This is a genomic window from Gracilibacillus suaedae, assembly GCF_017599345.1.
GTDB lineage: Bacteria > Bacillota > Bacilli > Bacillales > Amphibacillaceae > Gracilibacillus > Gracilibacillus suaedae.
Genome location: NZ_JAGFVL010000032.1, coordinates 106,229 through 123,671 on the forward strand (window position 1 = coordinate 106,229; position 17,443 = coordinate 123,671).

A 17,443-nucleotide genomic window follows, 5' to 3' on the forward strand; every position below is an offset into this window, starting at 1 on the left:
GCACCCTATATTGCATTAAAGGTGGGTGAAAAGAGATGGCTAGATGGAAATATAAATTAATGCCACTATTTTTTATTGGACCAGCAGTTTTGTTACTAATGGTATTTTCTTTTGCACCTATATTTCTCTCATTAGGAATTAGTTTTACTGATCTAACCTTAATTGGCTTAGCAGATTGGTCTAAAATCAACTTCATTGGCATTGAAAATTTTATTAAATTGTTTCAAGATAAAGTATTTCTTGAGTCGGTATTTAATACGTTTTTCTATGTGATTATAGGTGTTCCATTGGCAGTTTCTAGTTCATTAGTTATTGCCTTATTATTATCAATGGTAGGAAAGTGGTTATCTTCCACTTTTAGATTGATTTATTATATGCCTTCCGTAACGAATATAGTAGCAATTGCGGTAGTTTGGGGCTTTCTATACAACCAGGAATATGGTCTGTTTAATTATTTGTTATCGCTTATCAATATTCAGTCTATACCATGGTTAGAAGAACCCACAGTTGCGAAACTCTCATTAATAATATTAGCGGTATGGAAAAGTAATGGTGTAAGCATGCTGATTTTTTTAGCTGCATTACAATCTATTCCAAGAGTGTACTATGAGGCTGCCGATATTGATGGAGCAAATCGTTGGCAGAAATTCTTCAAAATAACATTACCATCGATGAGCTTTGCCACTTTTTTTGTAACGGTAACAACAGTAATTGGTTGGCTACAGTTTTTCGAAGAACCGTTTGTAATGACGGAAGGTGGTCCTTTAAATGGTACAAACTCGATGGCGTTATATATCTATCAAAGAGGTTTTGAATATAACGATTTTGGTTATGCAGCTGCAGCATCCTTTGTACTGTTTATCATTATCATTATAGCGACGATAATTCAATTCAGATTTAGAAAAAAAGACCAGACATTGTGAGGTGAGAGCAATGGAAGCTAAAGGTAAAGTGGAAAAGTTTATAGTTACACTTTTACTCGTCTTAGGTGGTATTTCTGTTTCTTTACCATTTATATGGATGATACTAAGCTCATTTAAAACTGAGAGAGAAGTTTTGCAAATACCGCCAACCTTATTTCCTCAAAATCCAACTTTTCAAAACTATTTGGAGTTGTTCCAAAGTCTTAATTTTGATGTGTATTTAAGAAATACCTTAATTATCGTATTTTGTTCAATGGTAGGATTGTTGCTAAATACAATGGCTGGATATGGTTTTGGGAAGTTTGAATTTAGAGGAAAAGAAATATGGTTTATGGTAGTACTTGTTACCATGATGCTACCAGGACAAATAACGATGATTCCAACCTATTTAATTCTTAACGAAATGAGTTTAACGAATACGATGACTGGTATCGTATTACCGGGATTAATCGTTGCCTTTAATATATTTTTAATTAGGCAATTTATGGTTACAGTCCCTGATGATTTGATTGAGGCAGCTCGACTTGATGGTGCGGGAGAAATATATATATTCTTTAAATTGATTATTCCTTTAGCGAAACCAATTTTATCAGTGCAAGTGATCCTAACCTTTATCGCATCATGGAATAGTTTCTTGTGGCCATTAATTATTGCAAGCGATCAAAGGCTATACACATTGTCTGTAGGGTTATCATTGTTACAAGATCAGTATGCAACAAACTATGGATTACAAATGGCTGGTTCGGCCATTATGGTAATACCAATTCTCATTATTTTTATGATTTTCCAAAAATATCTAGTAGAAGGCTTTAATGTATCGGGAATAAAGTAAAAAAACTAGAAAAGTTAAAGTTTTATAAGGGGGCAGACAATGAATCTAACACAATTACTAAATAACATGACCTTAGATGAAAAAATAGATCAATTAATTCAATTAGCAACTTTCTTTTATGCTGGTGCTGAAACCCGAGGTGAAATTACAGGACCAATGGAGGATATGGGAATATCGCAAGAAATTATTCGAAATAGTGGTTCTGTACTTGGTGCATCAGGTGCAAAAGAAGTTAAAAATATCCAAAAGGTTTACTTAGAAAACAATAGGTTAGGCATACCTTTGCTTATGATGGCTGATATTGTTCACGGGTTTAAAACTATCTTTCCAGTCCCATTAGCAGTTGGTTGCTCGTGGGATGAAGAGCTTGCAGAACGCAGTGCGGAAATTGCAGCGAAAGAAGCGGCTGTATCAGGCGTGCATGTTACCTTTGCGCCAATGGTTGATTTAGTTAGAGATCCACGTTGGGGCAGGGTGATGGAAACGACTGGAGAAGATCCGTACCTTAATAGTATATTTGCAAAGGCTTTTGTAAGGGGATTCCAAGGTAGTGACTTAACAAATGATACAGAAAGAGTTGCAGCATGTGTTAAACACTTTGCGGCATATGGTGCACCTGAGGGTGGACGTGACTATAACACAGTTAATATGTCAGAAAGAGAGCTAAGAGAATATTATTTGCCAGCTTACAAGGCAGCGCTTGAAGAAGGTTGTGAAATGGTCATGACAGCCTTTAACACAGTTGACGGTATACCTGCAACAGGTAACAAAAGGCTAATGAGGGATTTATTAAGAGAAGAATGGGATTTTAATGGTGTTATGATCTCTGATTGGGGTGCTGTTAAAGAATTAATACCTCATGGTGTAGCAGCAGATGAAAGTGAAGCAGCATTAAAAGCGATTAACGCTAGTGTAGATATCGAAATGATGACTGCTTGCTATGTGAAAAACTTAAAGGATTTGGTGAAAGCTGAAGAAGTAAAAGAAGAACTTATCGATGAAGCCGTAATCCGTATATTAGAACTTAAAGAAAAATTAGGCTTATTCGAAAACCCTTATCGAGGAGCAGATGAACAGCTAGAAAAAGAAGTAATTATGAGTACAGAGCATCGAGAAGTTGCTTATGAGCTTGCTACCAAATCATGTGTTTTATTAAAGAATGAAGAAATTCTTCCACTTCAAAAAGAAGAGAAAATAGCACTTATCGGACCTTTTGCAAACAATGGCGATATTCTTGGACAATGGTCTTGGCAAGGGTCAAAAGAAGATGCTGTAAAAATTTATGATGGAATGATTAACAAGGTAGGGTCAGACAATGTTCTTATCGCTCAAGGTAGTGGAATTGAATCTGCTACAGAGGATCAATTTGCTGAAGCAGTTAAAGTTGCAAAGGAAGCAGATGTTATTGTGTTAGCTTTAGGCGAAAAGTCAGAAATGAGTGGTGAAGCTGGTAGTCGTTCCAATATTCGTTTACCAGATGTGCAATTAAAGTTGATAGAAGAAATGAAAAGATTGAATAAACCAATTGTTTCTGTATTAATTAATGGTCGCCCACTTGACTTAAACGGCGTGTATAAAGAATCTGATGGTATTTTAGAGGCGTGGTTCCCTGGTACAGAAGGTGGAAGAGCTATCGCTGACTTACTATACGGTGATGTTAACCCTTCCGGTCGTTTGACAATGTCCTTTCCTTACCATGTAGGGCAAGTCCCCGTTTATTATAATCACTACAATACAGGTCGTCCAAAGGATGCTCCTGATGCACAGGAACGTTATGTGTCACAATATTTAGATATTCCAAATGAACCTCTTTTTCCGTTCGGTTTCGGGTTAAGTTATACAAATTATCAATATAGTGATCTATCTTTATCGACGGACCATTTAACGGCAAATGGTGAAATCGAAGTCTCGGTAAAAGTTGAAAACGTAGGCTCTACCAAAGGTGAAGAGGTTGTTCAATTATATGTGCGTGATCTTGTAGGAGAAGTTGTACGACCATTAAAAGAATTAAAAGCATTTCAAAAGATTACATTAAATCCTGGGGAAGAACGAGAAATTACGTTCAGCTTAACAGAGGAACAATTACGTTATTATCATGAAGACCTGTCTTTCAAAAGTGATAAAGGTAAGTTCCAAGTATTTGTTGGACCTAATAGCAAGGAATGCTTGGAGCAGTCATTTGAGTTAAGAAAATAGGATAATGAGGTTGGGACAAAACTATATTAAGATGACAGGTTTATATGCGGATAGTTATATGTCTTTTCAAGAAAACCCTGATTTACGCTGTTCCATCGCAGCTACTGGGGTTGGTTTAATTGGTTTGTGTGTTGCTGATTTGGAAGGATGGGATGAAGATGCTTCGGAAAAAGCATTAACTACGTTACGTGCTGTTACAGGAAGAAGCGATGGATGCCAAGTAGCTCGTGACGAAAAGGCTGGATTCTTCGCCCACTTTGTCGATATGGAAACAGGCAAAAATCTAAAATCAGAACTATCAACGATTGATACAGCATTGTTAATAGCAGGAGCACTTATATGGCTTGACCGCTTTTAAACGGGGAATGACTTTTTTTACTGATCGTATGCACTTGATTAGTAAATAATTGAAAACATCTAGCAGCGGTATAATTTCATTCATCATGTGTAACGACGCAGAATGCTAGTTCATTTGTAGTTTTCTATAAAGGAAGGAAAAGGGAACAATGCAACTAAAAGTGATGAGCTTTAATCTACGGGTAAATATTCCAGAGGATGGAATAAATGCATGGAAATATAGAAAAGCGATTGTTACAAACATTTTACAAAACCACCATCCTGGTGTTTTCGGTATTCAAGAGGGATTGCTAAGCATGATTAAAGATATAGAAACCAATTTGCCGGAATATTGGTGGATTGGTGATGACAGAAGAGGTGGTAACGAAGATGAATATTGTGCCATCTTTTATGATCATCAAAAGCTCGAATGTATAGATAAAGGACAGTTTTGGTTATCCAATACACCTGAGATACCAAATAGTATCAGCTGGGAAAGCGACTTTCCAAGAGTATGCACGTGGGGTCATTTTCGTTGTAAACATGATATTGACAGAGAGTTTATCATGTATAACACACATCTAGATCATATCAGCCAATTAGCAAGGGAAAATGGAATCGCTTTAATTATCGATAGGGTTCGAAAGCACACTGAAGATTGCCAGGTTCCTAATATTTTGACTGGGGATTTAAATAGTGAACCTAATAATGTAGTCGTTCGTTTTCTGCGAGGTGAGGAAACCCTCCAGGGACAGACTCCCCATTTACAGGATTCATTCAAAGTAGTGAATAGTAAACCAGGTCAAACCTTTCACAAGTTTTCAGGGGGGATAAACGGGGAGCCGATTGATTATATATTTTGCACTCCAGAATGTAAGGTGTTAAGTGCAGATGTTGATAGAAGTCAAATCGATGGAAATTATGCTTCTGATCATTATCCTATTATTGTAACTCTAGAACTTTAGAAATATATGAAGTGGAAAAATAGGTAGGATTAGAATCCAATGAGAAATTTACTATTTATGATATTGAAGCTTGTGCGGATTTGAATATGGATGCTGCCTGAGCAGCGGCAGATAAGTACCGTATAAAAAATGTGTATACAGTGGATAAGTTAGTAAGAACCATTTGTTCCCATATTACCTGCTCGACAGATGAACTCCGACAAGAGTTTTATAGAAGCCATCCAAGAGAAAAGCAAGTCGTATGTTCCAGGAAGTTATGCCCTGGAAGTAACTAAGTAACAAGAGAAATGTACCAATCAGCAGGGTATCGTTTGATTGATTACGAAAATATAAATGGTAAATCATTTTAAAGGGAGGAATAACAATGCGTGTATTACTATTAGATCTAGACTCTACAAGACCAGATCACTTAGGTTGTTATGGATATCATAGAAATACAACACCAAATATAGACAGAATTGCAAAAGAAGGAGTTCGCTTTACAAATTATTATACAACAGATGCTCCTTGTGCTCCGTCACGAAACGCATTTATGACAGGTCAATTTGGTATTCATACCGGCAATATTGGACATGGTGGCTCAGCAGGAGATATGCGAAACGAGGGACCTAGCCGTGAGTTCCATGATCAATTAAAAACGGATAGTTTCCCAAGTATTTTTCGTCAAGAAGGAATGAAAACTGCTTTAATAAGTCCCTTCGCTGAAAGGCATTCATCATGGCAATTTTATGCTGGTTTTAATGAAATATACAACACAGGGAAAACTGGTGATGAATCAGCAGAAGAAGTGACGCCTACAGTATTAGATTGGTTACAACGTAATGGACAAAAGGATGATTGGTTTCTTTATGTAAATTACTGGGATCCACATACGCCATATCGAGCACCTGAAAGTTACGGAGATCCTTTTAAGGATGAACCTTTACCAGAATGGATTACAGATGATGTCCTCCAAGAGCATATGCAAAGTATTGGACCACATTCAGCAAGAGAGATCAATATGTATGATAACCATACAAACCCAAAATTTCCACGACACCCAGGTGAAATAACAGACAAAGAAGGGTTAAGAAAAGTGATTGATGGGTATGATACAGGTCTTCGATTTATGGATGACAATATTGGTATGATTTTTACCGAGATGGAAAAGCAGGGACTCATGGAAGATACTGTTATCATTGTAACGGCTGATCATGGAGAAAATCTAGGTGAATTAGGTATTTATGCGGAACATGGTACCGCCGATCAAATGACATGTCGAATCCCCATGATTGTTCGTTGGCCTGGTATGAAAGAGGGACATGTCGACCATGATTTGCATTACCATTTAGATTTTGCCCCAACTGTAGCTGACTTATTAAACCAGAAGCCAAAAGAAAGTTGGGATGGAGAAAGCTATGCTCCGGTACTGTTAAAAGGAGAAAGTTGTGGCAGAAATTATTTAGTTGTTTCGCAAAATGCACATGTATGCCAACGTAGTGTACGATTTGATGATTGGTTGTACATTCGCACCTATCATGATGGATTTCATCTTTTTGAAAAAGAAATGCTTTTCAACCTTAAAGAAGATCCACATGAACAGCATAACGTAGCAAAACAACGGCAAGATATTTGCACGCAAGCAGTGTATTATCTGAATGAGTGGCATGATGATATGATGATGACGATGGATCACGATATAGATCCGATGTGGACGGTGATAAAAGAGGGTGGACCATATCACGCACAAATAAAGGATCTAAAACGATATTTAGAACATTTGAGAAAGACAGGAAGAGAAGAAGGTGCGCAAGCGTTAATAAAAAAATACGCAAGAGAGCTTAATAGGTAGTATTTTCATGTTTGTGAGTTAGTATGATGGCTCACAAATATTTTGTATGTATAGATCAGAAACTTTTTAGCAAAAGAACTTTATGTTTTGTAAAACTAGATGGAAATACTTTAATAGAATGACTCACGGGATGATATAAACATTGGTAACGGCGTTTTAGCGGTTTAGATTCGTTGAAACGCCTTGCTGCCCATAATTATGCAGGTAGAGCTAAATGATGAACTATTTTTTATAGAACATCAATATGGGGGAGAATCCAGTGTTACCTCATTCTGACTGAGAAAATGCCTTATACTCTTTTATCACGATGCTAACTGTCTGTTAGCACTCACTGATCATTGTCTCAGTTTATAATTTTTACGGTGTAGCTTGTTAATAATTTTCCAATTTAACAGTAGAAGAATGTAAAGTACAGGATATACAGGAACAGAATACACTAGTTTCCACCCGTTATAGTGGAAGAAATCTGACTGATATACCGCAACCCCTTCATAAGAAATCGCAAATAAACTCCAACCGAGGATATATAAACTTTTAATTAAAAGTGTTCCTGTTTTAGGATAGAAGTTTAGAAACATAATATTAACTGCTGGGAAAATCCAGAACACCACCCAAAGTGTAATATAGTCAACACCTGGACTAAAATACCAATATAAACGGTATTTAAACTCTAAATATACATCCGTTATTAGTTGTAAAACAGTTGAAAATAGTGATGTTGTGTACATCTCGTAATAAGAAATCTTCTTTGGCATAAAATAAATGATTAGTCCAAAGATTAAGACGGTAATAAATAAAAGATAAATAATAAACACCACCAGTTTAATTTTTTTAATATTTGGACTTTGTTCGATTTAGTTTTGACAATAAAAGCAGTTATCTTACCTTTAAATTCATATTATCTGGATCATGCTCTTTTCCAAGTTACTAATAAAAAGAAGAAATAGAACCTCTTTTAAACAGAAGTCTATTTCTTCTTTTATTCTTCCATGATTAATCTCATCTTGTAACTAATAAAATCTTTTTTATCTCAGGAATACTTATTCCAACGTTCTATTAAATGTTTGTTACACACCTCTTCTGTTTGGTAGTTGGTTCTCTTCAATACAACTATAGCAATCGTGGAGGTGTTTTTTTACTTTTTACAGAGAGACAAGGAGTTTATTTTAATGGAAACAAACAATACTAATTATTTGGGCTGCATTTTATTGTGTTTTTACATGAATTTAATCAAAAGGTATTTTTTTTACTAAAAATATAACTGTTTTTTGCCTCATTACTGCTTAACTACAGCTTCTAAAAAGTCCATTTGCATGTTAAGATTTTCTTTTGCGTATTTGTTACGCTTTTTTTCGAATCCGTGTGAAAGTTCCACAACAGTTTTGCTATAGATATTTAATTGATGTTTAACACCTAGTTTTGTAAATTTAGCCTTTAAATCCTTCGCTTGATCGTTAAAAGTTCTAGAATTTCCATCAGACATGAAGGTAGGCGGAAAATCCTTGGTAACATGCTTAATGACATTGGATTGTTCTATGTCTTTATTACCTTCAAACGTATTTACATTAAAGTACGCTCGTCCCATTGTATTAAACCTATAATCAGATATGACACTATCCGTCTCGTCAAATCGGGAAGGGTCATATAAACCGGAGTTGAATATTACAGCCTTAATTTCCAAGGCGCTTAAAACTGGTTGTATTTCCATTTCATCAGCATATGTGGAGTTTGTTTGAATATTAACAAATTGGCCCGCTAATTGAGCACCAGCACTTTGTCCTGCTATTACAACATTATTCATGTTCAGATCATACTTCTTAGCATTTAGTTTTAGAAATGAGATTGCAGACGTAACTTGCTTCAAAGGTGTAGGATAATGATATTCTGGTGCAAAAGCGTAATTCATTGTGATAACATTATATCCTCTATCCAAAACTTCCTGCATATAAGCTATTATTCCTGAATTATGTTCATTCTGGTCGCCTCCTGTTTTATCACCCCAAATATAGCTACCACCATGAATAAAAATAAATGTCGGTGCTGTATCAGGATTATGAATGGTTTGATAAATATCTAAATAACTATTGGGATGTTTGTCATCATAACGAATATCATTGATGTAGATACTCCCATCGTCTAATACAGTTTCTGTTGATTCTTCAGCGTTATATGAGTTTGCTATACCCTTACTTGCTTGTAAGATTGATACAAGTGGACGTGGGCTTATTTGATTAATGACCAGAACCACCATTAATACTGTTGCTAAAGTAGTAATTAGTGTAACTAGAATCATCTTCCATTTGCTAAGTGTAGGTCGGAATTTATAAGGTTTTTGATGGAATGAAGATTTCAAACTAAAAGTATATATAAATATAAATGTTATTACGTGTATTAAATTACTAAGGATAGCAAAGCTATAAACTTGATCTCTCATCCAAATTAATTCGCTAATAATGGCAAAAATAGCAAGTATCAACAAAAACTTCGTATAAGGATTCACTTTAAAACGGTGCTTTTTATAATGAACTCCAAGACTGACAAGCACTGACAGATAGAATAGGATTAAAGTAATTCCTATATATATTTGGGAGTTTATTAAAAATAAATTCAATATGGTTAATATACAAAGAACAAAAGCCCCGGTGTATGATAACCAGATCTGACTTTTCAACAATAGTTAACCTCCTGACTCCAGAAATCCAGCTTTTAAGTGTCCATTAGATTTTTACGTAATGTTTTCCCCATACCGTAATCATTTTTCCCTTCCTATTTAAATTCATAACTTAAATATATTCTGAATAAAGATGTATCTTACAAAGAAAATATCAATATACTTCTTATACTTGAGAAGACAGGGGCTGTAGAGATAAGTAAGACGCCATTCTCTAATAAAAATATTATAAAAAGAATAGATGGAAATATGATATAAGTGCTTCATTATCTAAGAAAAACTGAGAAAAAAGTATAAAATCAGCGCAATGACCGTGTTAAACGAAGTAGTTATTTTGAAATGTTTGATGTAGCTCCCGACTAATTACTTCGCTTTCCGCGGGCACGGCCTCCACTAACTTTGCAAAGTGGATTTTCGGCTCGCGCTATTCCCGCAGGAGTCTACGTAATTAGTCTCGGCTATGAGCAGGTCCAACAATTCTTGTCACAAGTGATATGTAATGGACCGCTATCCGTGAGTATAAAAGCAGACGTGTTACTTCATGCTAGTGTTGTAGAGCAGACCATAGCGAAGGCCGCCCACTTCCACTCCTGTGGGAATTGTTTGACCTGAAGATCCACTTTTTCGAGCGGTTTTGGCTCGAAAAAGTTAGCTAAAGGGCAAACCCCACGGAAAGGGAAGTGGGCAGCCGGAGCGGTGGTCAAGTTGTTCAAGTATTTCATAATGGATGCTAGAGAAATGGTAAATCTTTAGCTTTTAGTCATAAGGACTGAGCGTTTTATACTTCTTTCCATAATAGAAAAGCGTAGTATCCTGATTGGACACTACGCCTTTCGATAGTTACTAAATGATCAACATGAGTCAAATGCAACATCATTTATCACTTGGAAACCATCTGTATCAGAATAATCTATCGTTGGAGGATTTCCTTCCAGATAGCTTTTAGTAAAATGATCGACGCGAATGGAAACACCATGAGAATGATAGATAGTATCGTTTTTTCTAGCTTGATCAAAAATAAATAGATAATTAATCGTGAGTCCACAACCACCAGTGACATTAGCATCAAGCCGAGGTAATTCTCCATCTTGCCATTCGATGGAGGATAATTTCTGTTGTGCTTCTTTGGTAATATGGATCATCCTTACATTGTCCTCCTTCAACAACTTCATTAAAGTGATTTTGTATAGCGTAAGACAGGTTTCCTTGCTGCTTTTGTCTCATCTAATCTGCCAACCACAGTTGTATGGGGAGCATCTAATACGATATCGGGATCTTCTTCCACCTCATGAGCAATTTGAATCATTGAATCTGCAAAAGCATCTAATGTTTCTTTTGTTTCCGTTTCGGTCGGTTCGATCATTATACATTCCTCCACATTAAGTGGAAAATAGATAGTAGGTGGATGGTAGCCAAAATCAAGCAACCGCTTGGCAATATTCATTGTTCTGATGCCAAGCTTTTTCTGTTTTGCGCCTGATAAAACAAACTCATGCTTGCAAAATTGGGCATATGGTGACTCGTAGTGTGTCTCTAATCGTTTTTTTAGATAATTAGCATGAAGAACAGCAGATTCTGATACTTGCCGCAGTCCTTCAGGTCCCATTGTCCGAATATACGTGTATGCACGAGCAAGAATTCCGAAGTTACCATAATACCCTTTTACTCTTCCAATGGATAATGGTTCATCAACATTCCATATATAGTTGTCTCCATCTCTTTCGATACGAGGAACAGGTAAAAAAGGGATCAGTTCTTTTGTTACGCCGACTGGACCTGCTCCTGGGCCACCGCCTCCATGTGGGGTAGTAAAGGTTTTATGCAGATTTAGATGGACGATATCAAAGCCCATCTTCCCTGGTGTCGTCTTACCTAAAATCGCATTGGCGTTTGCTCCATCATAGTAGAGGAGGCCACCTGCTTCATGAACGACTTCGGCGATTTCTACTATATCTTTTTCAAAAAGACCTAGTGTATTAGGGTTGGTTAACATTAATGCTGCTGTGTCCTGATCGACGCGTTTCTTTAATGCTTCCAAATCGACTAATCCATTTTTATTAGAAGGGATCGTTACCGTATCAAAGCCTGCGACTGCAGCGCTTGCTGGGTTGGTACCGTGAGCAGAGTCTGGTACAAGTACTTTGGATCTGTTTTCACCATTTTGTTGATGATAATTTTTTGCTATCATTAAGCCGGTCCATTCTCCTTGGGCACCAGCAGAGGGTTGTAAGGTGACAGCATCCATTCCCGAAATAGTGGCTAAATCTTCTTGTAACTCATACAATAACTGAAGTGCTCCTTGTACAGTTTCTGCTGGTTGATAAGGGTGAATACGGCTAAATCCTTCCAATCGTGCGACATCTTCATTGATTTTTGGATTGTATTTCATCGTACAGGAGCCGAGCGGATAGAAACCGTTATCGACACCATAATTTTTGTGAGAAAGTGCTGTATAGTGACGGACAAGCTGAAGCTCGGATACTTCTGGAAGTTCTGCTGGTGTATCCCGAAGTAAATGCTTCGGAAACTTTTCATCTAACTCGATTGGATCCACATCACTTTCGGGAAGATCAGCTCCTGTTCGACCAGATTGACTAATCTCAAAGATCAATTGATGATATTCCACCATTTATAATCCCTCCAATATCGCTACGAATTGATCAATTTCTTCCTTTGATCGTTGCTCTGTCACAGCGATAAGCATCTGATTATTCATCCGGTAGTCCTTGTTTAAATCGAACCCTCCAATGATGCCAGCATCAAATAACTTGTGATTGGCTTCGCTAACAGAAACAGGTAATGTCACAACGAATTCATTAAAGAAAGGAGACCGATTGTTTACGCTGAATCCTTTTTCAGTAAGTTGCCTTGCCATATAATCTGCTTTTTCTATATTTAATGTTGCCATCTGGCGAATGCCTTGTTTACCAAGGGCAGACATAAAGACAGCCGAAGCTAGTGCATTTAATGCTTGATTGGAACAAATGTTAGAGGATGCTTTTTCCCGGCGAATGTGTTGCTCACGTGTTTGTAAAGTTAAGGTGAAGCCACGGTTCCCCTGAGCATCTGTCGTTTGCCCAACGATACGGCCAGGAATTTTACGCATCAATTTTTTCGTTACAGCAAAATAGCCACAATGGGGGCCACCGAATGAGATCGGAATACCGAATGGTTGCATATCACCAACGACAATATCGGCACCAAGCTTGCCAGGAGATTGCAATAGCGCTAAAGCTAAAGGGTTTGCACTAACGATCAGCAGTGCACCGTGTTCTTGGGCGATTTTCTTTATTTCGCGTAGATCCTCAACAGAACCAAAAAAGTTTGGATACTGAACAATAATCGCAGCGGTTTGATCATCTGTTTTCTCCTGCATGTCTCGGATATTGGTGATGTCAGTGGTTAAATGGATTTCTTCAACTTGATATCCTGGTCCAGTAGCAGCCGTTTTTAGAATAGCTCGAGATTCTGGATGAACTGCTTGAGAGACAATCACTTTGGAACGTTTGGTTGTAGATACAGCAAGCGCAGCTGCTTCGGCAACAGAAGTAAAGCCATCGTACATAGAGGAATTGGCGATATCCATTCCAGTTAGTTCACAAACCATGGTTTGAAATTCAAAGATGGCTTGAAGTTCGCCTTGACTAATTTCAGGTTGATAGGGGGTATAGGCGGTATAAAATTCTGACCTGCTAATGATATGGCTGACTACGCTCGGAATAAAGTGATCATAGGTGCCTGCTCCAAGAAACAAAGGGTATTGATTGGCATGGATGTTTTGGGAGGATAGTTGTTGCATTTTCTTGATTAGATCAGGTTCAGGCATTGCTTTTGGAATAGCTAACGCTTCAGTTAACTTAATGCTGGAAGGGAGATCGGCAAATAAGTCATCGATCGACTGGATGTTTAAAAAATCTAACATATCCTGTTGATCTTGCTTTGTATCAGGAAGATATCGAAAGCTGGATGTCATGTTAATCCTCTCCTTCGTTGATAAAATGGCGTATGGACTACAACGGCATCGATCAGTTTGTTACGAACCTTCACTTTCAACTTTGTACCTATTTCGGCATATGGTTGTTGAACTAATGCAAGGCCAAGAGCTTTCTTTAAAGTAGGAGAATGAGTACCTGATGTAATAAATCCGATTTCTTTGTCTGTTGGTGTAAACACTTGATAGCCATGACGTGGGATTCCTTTCCCGATTATTTCCAACCCTACAAGCTTCCTTATAGGACCATTTTCTTTCTCTTTCGTAAGTGGTACTTTTCCGATAAAGTCACTATATTTTTGTGTCTTCACCGTAAAATCAATACCAGCTTCAATTGGAGTGATAGAGGAAGTTAGTTCTTGACCATATAAGGCTAATGCTGCTTCAAAACGAAGCGTATCCCTTGACCCAAGACCACATGGCTGTGGAGCTTCTTCGAGAGATAACAGTTCCCGCCACAGTTTTGTTGCCTCGTTACTAGCTAGATAGATTTCGAAACCATCTTCACCGGTATAGCCAGTACGTGAGACTAAACAATTGGTTACGCCGGCAACCTTCACATTTTGGATAAACCGGAATGTGCCTATTTTGTTTAAATCTATATCCGTTAGTTGTTGCAGAATCTGCAAAGCGTCAGGACCTTGGATGGCAAGTTGTACGATTTGATCAGAAATATTGGTAACCAAAACATCCTCTGTTGCATACTTGTTGATCCACTCAAAGTCTTTATCCGTGTTAGCTGCATTGACAACGAGGAAGAATTTCTGATGATCTAACTTATAAACTAGCAAATCATCGACAGTACCTCCGTCTTCATAACACATTGCCGTATATTTAGCTTGATTTATTGCCATGTTCGTAATGTCATTTGTCATCAGGTAGTTAACAAAACTTTCCGCATTTTTTCCTTCAATCAGTATTTCTCCCATATGCGAAACATCAAAGAGTCCTGCCTTAGTTCGTACAGCATGATGTTCATCAATTATACTGGAGAAGTGTACGGGTAAAGCCCAGCCTCCAAAATCAATCACTTTAGCACCATAGCTCTTGTATAACGCAAAGAGCGGAGTGCGTTTTAAAGCAGTTGGATCACTCATACGCTACCACCTCCGATAGTATTTGGGTGTCAAAGTATTCCTTTCTTCAAGTGGACATAAAAAAACAGAGAAGGGCAGTATGAACTGTTAACCCTTCTCTGTCCGGTTACCTGAGAGTTTTGCCTTCTTAGAAAGCTTCCCCTTTGGTGGCGTATGGATACGCGCTCTCCAGAGATTCGTCCTATTATGGTACTTTAACCTGAGAGATTGGTTCATAAGGATTTTTTATGAACTTGCTCCTTCGGTGGTAATAAATACGCTCTCCCATAATATTCATCCGATTCATATTTAGTTATATCATTATGTTATGGTGTTTTGCTTTTTTAGTCAATAGGCATGTAAAATTTTATTACAAAGGTGCTTCTTCTGTTACATGGTTATGCAGGAAAAAATTAATCTATACATCATTCTATCTCCAATACTATTATATTTAGTCCAACTACATCTGCTTTATTTGTTTTTAAAAAAGTACATCGTTAAAGGGCCAAATATCACAATTAATGCAATCGATATATAGATGACGATCATGACATCTCCATTTGCCTCAGTACCATGGATAAGTGTACGAACCGCATCAACTACAAACGTTATTGGGTTAATATCTACAAACCTCTGTAACCAGTTTGGCATTGTCGAAGGGTCTACAAATACACTACTTAAAAAGGTGAGTGGAAATAAAAACATCATACTAATTCCCATTAATGCTTTTTCAGAACGAACGATAATCCCGAGCATTGTCCAGATCCATGATAAACTAAAGGAGAACAAGAGAAGAATAGCAACTCCCATGATGACACCACTAAAACCAGCTTCTGGCCTAAATCCTAGTATATATCCTAGTGTTACCATGATAGTCGAGGCAATTAAGTATCTTAGTGTGTCAACAAGTAAAGCACCAACTAATACAGAGGGTTGCCATATAGGTAGAGAACGGAAACGATCAAATACGCCTTTTTCGATATCCTTATTCAAATCTAGGCCAGTATACATCGTGATCATAGAAACCGTCATTACTAAAATACCTGGCAAAACGAAATTTAAATATTCCCCTGTAGAACCGGAAATCGCTCCGCCAAACAAATAAGTAAACATTAATAAAAAGATAATTGGAAAGATCGTCACGTCAAAAAGCTGTTCAGGAACATAACGAATCCGTAATAAGGCTCGCCATGCGAAAGTAGCAGACGCTTGGATCGCTGTTGGACTTTTTGGCCGGGTTCGATTTGTTAATACTTCTTCAATTGTAGATGGTTTATTCATTTGAGGAGTCACCTCCTTCATGATCTGGCACATTACCGGTTAAAGTTAGAAACACTTCATCAAGACTTGGCTGACTCATCGAAAAGTCTTTGATTTGTACATTAGTATTCGCTAATTCACCAATTGCTTTTGCGGCTTTTGCATGCTCCTTGATCATAATGGTTAAGGATATATCTTGTTCGTTAATGTCAGGTTGCTGTTCAAATCGCGAAACAAAAATGTTCTGTGCTTTTTTCAATTCATCGAGATCATCAAAGTGAACGGTGAGGCTACCGGCACCAATGGAGGCTTTTAATTCTTTACTTGTACCCTCTGCAATCAGCTTTCCACGATCGATTACTCCGATTAAATCAGCTAATTGATCCGCTTCTTCTAAATACTGTGTGGTTAAAAACACGGTGGTTCCATTTTTAACGAGTGCTCTGACGATATCCCATACTTGATTTCTGCTTCGTGGGTCTAGTCCTGTGGTAGGTTCATCAAGGAAAAGTAGTTCTGGGGAGGTAACTATACTTGCAGCAATGTCGATACGTCTGCGCATTCCGCCTGAGTATTTTTTTACTTGGCGCTTTGCTGCATCTTCTAACTGAAAGGCTTGCAATAATTCATCTGCTCTTTGTTTTGCTTGTTTTCTGCTATAACCTACTAATCTACCGATAAAGATAAGATTTTCTCTACCTGACAGTTCCTCATCAACCGAAGCAAATTGTCCGGTTAGACTGATAGAATGTCTGACTTTATCCGCTTCTTGTGTAAGATCATATCCCATCACTTTGGCATGCCCTTCATTTGGTTTCAACAAGGTTGCCAGCATTCGAATGGTAGTTGTCTTTCCAGCGCCATTCGGGCCAAGAAATCCATAGACAATACCTTTTGGCACTTGAAGACTAATGCCATCGACAGCACGCTCCTTACCAAAAATTTTCACTAAATCGGTTGCTTCTACCGCATATGTACTCATTCACCACATCACACCTTTCTTTTATTATTATATTTATAAAAGTATAGCACATTAGTGTTTGTTTATTGTAAAGAAAACAAGTGTAAGAGGAAAGTTTTTTAGCAGGACTTCATTGATCTTTATTGAATTTTATGGAAAAATAGATAATAATACAAAAGCTTAATTAAATTTTGTACGGAATTATAATATAAAGGAATTATCGTGTTTGATATGAAACCTCCTAATGCTTGTTAAGAGGTTTCTTTTTACTTGTGAGGAAAACATATAACGATTGATATCACAACGTTTATAAGCAAATATGATAGGAAAAGGTGATTCAAAACATATATTTTAAAAAGCAAGGGTAGCTATACAGATGGAGTTGCCATTTCAAAATAAAA

14 protein-coding genes and 2 riboswitches are annotated in these 17,443 nt (G+C 37.3%); of the genes, 6 read left to right on the forward strand and 8 right to left on the reverse strand.

The annotated features are described in order from the left end of the window. The first annotated feature begins 35 nt into the window (after positions 1–35). From J5J03_RS08485 to J5J03_RS08510, 6 genes are all read left to right on the forward strand, one after another. On the forward strand, positions 36–923 hold the full coding sequence (locus J5J03_RS08485) for a carbohydrate ABC transporter permease (RefSeq protein ID WP_208588616.1): 888 nt from the start codon (positions 36–38) through the stop codon (positions 921–923). 1 nt (position 924) lies between these two features. After that, complete coding sequence (locus J5J03_RS08490; protein ID WP_407927826.1) at positions 925–1,755, forward strand: carbohydrate ABC transporter permease; 831 nt, start codon at positions 925–927, stop codon at positions 1,753–1,755. Positions 1,756–1,794: 39 nt separating this feature from the next. Further along, complete coding sequence (gene bglX / locus J5J03_RS08495) at positions 1,795–3,951, forward strand: beta-glucosidase BglX (RefSeq protein WP_208588618.1); 2,157 nt, start codon at positions 1,795–1,797, stop codon at positions 3,949–3,951. Between the two features lie 10 nt (positions 3,952–3,961). Next, entirely contained in the window at positions 3,962–4,309 is a 348-nt protein-coding gene (locus J5J03_RS08500) for a hypothetical protein (RefSeq protein ID WP_208588619.1), read from the forward strand. A gap of 148 nt (positions 4,310–4,457) precedes the next feature. After that, entirely contained in the window at positions 4,458–5,252 is a 795-nt protein-coding gene (locus J5J03_RS08505) for an endonuclease/exonuclease/phosphatase family protein (protein ID WP_208588620.1), read from the forward strand. 364 nt (positions 5,253–5,616) lie between these two features. Continuing rightward, positions 5,617–7,083 (forward strand): sulfatase family protein, encoded by a 1,467-nt coding sequence (locus tag J5J03_RS08510; RefSeq protein ID WP_208588621.1) that lies wholly within the window; start codon positions 5,617–5,619, stop codon positions 7,081–7,083. Between the two features lie 335 nt (positions 7,084–7,418). Here the strand turns inward: J5J03_RS08510 and J5J03_RS08515 are convergent, their stop codons facing one another. From J5J03_RS08515 to J5J03_RS08550, 8 genes are all read right to left on the reverse strand, one after another. Next, on the reverse strand, positions 7,419–7,838 hold the full coding sequence (locus J5J03_RS08515) for a CBO0543 family protein (RefSeq protein ID WP_208588622.1): 420 nt from the start codon (positions 7,836–7,838) through the stop codon (positions 7,419–7,421). 521 nt (positions 7,839–8,359) lie between these two features. Then, positions 8,360–9,757, reverse strand: coding sequence for an alpha/beta hydrolase fold domain-containing protein (locus tag J5J03_RS08520; protein ID WP_208588625.1), 1,398 nt, complete (start codon positions 9,755–9,757; stop codon positions 8,360–8,362). Between the two features lie 848 nt (positions 9,758–10,605). After that, entirely contained in the window at positions 10,606–10,896 is a 291-nt protein-coding gene (locus tag J5J03_RS08525; RefSeq protein ID WP_208588626.1) for an iron-sulfur cluster biosynthesis family protein, read from the reverse strand. 29 nt (positions 10,897–10,925) lie between these two features. Next, on the reverse strand, positions 10,926–12,383 hold the full coding sequence (gene gcvPB, locus J5J03_RS08530; protein WP_208588629.1) for an aminomethyl-transferring glycine dehydrogenase subunit GcvPB: 1,458 nt from the start codon (positions 12,381–12,383) through the stop codon (positions 10,926–10,928). Further along, positions 12,384–13,727, reverse strand: coding sequence for an aminomethyl-transferring glycine dehydrogenase subunit GcvPA (gene gcvPA, locus J5J03_RS08535; protein ID WP_208588631.1), 1,344 nt, complete (start codon positions 13,725–13,727; stop codon positions 12,384–12,386). After that, a complete protein-coding gene (gene gcvT, locus J5J03_RS08540) occupies positions 13,724–14,842 on the reverse strand; it encodes a glycine cleavage system aminomethyltransferase GcvT (RefSeq protein WP_208588632.1) in 1,119 nt (372 codons plus the stop codon). Before gcvT ends, gcvPA begins: the two co-directional genes overlap by 4 nt. A gap of 95 nt (positions 14,843–14,937) precedes the next feature. After that, positions 14,938–15,017: riboswitch (glycine riboswitch) on the reverse strand. A 2-nt stretch (positions 15,018–15,019) separates the two neighbouring features. After that, positions 15,020–15,119, reverse strand: a riboswitch (glycine riboswitch). Positions 15,120–15,292: 173 nt separating this feature from the next. Next, positions 15,293–16,102, reverse strand: coding sequence for an ABC transporter permease (locus J5J03_RS08545; RefSeq protein WP_208588633.1), 810 nt, complete (start codon positions 16,100–16,102; stop codon positions 15,293–15,295). Continuing rightward, positions 16,095–17,063 (reverse strand): ATP-binding cassette domain-containing protein, encoded by a 969-nt coding sequence (locus tag J5J03_RS08550; protein ID WP_208588638.1) that lies wholly within the window; start codon positions 17,061–17,063, stop codon positions 16,095–16,097. Before J5J03_RS08550 ends, J5J03_RS08545 begins: the two co-directional genes overlap by 8 nt. Positions 17,064–17,443 lie beyond the last annotated feature (380 nt).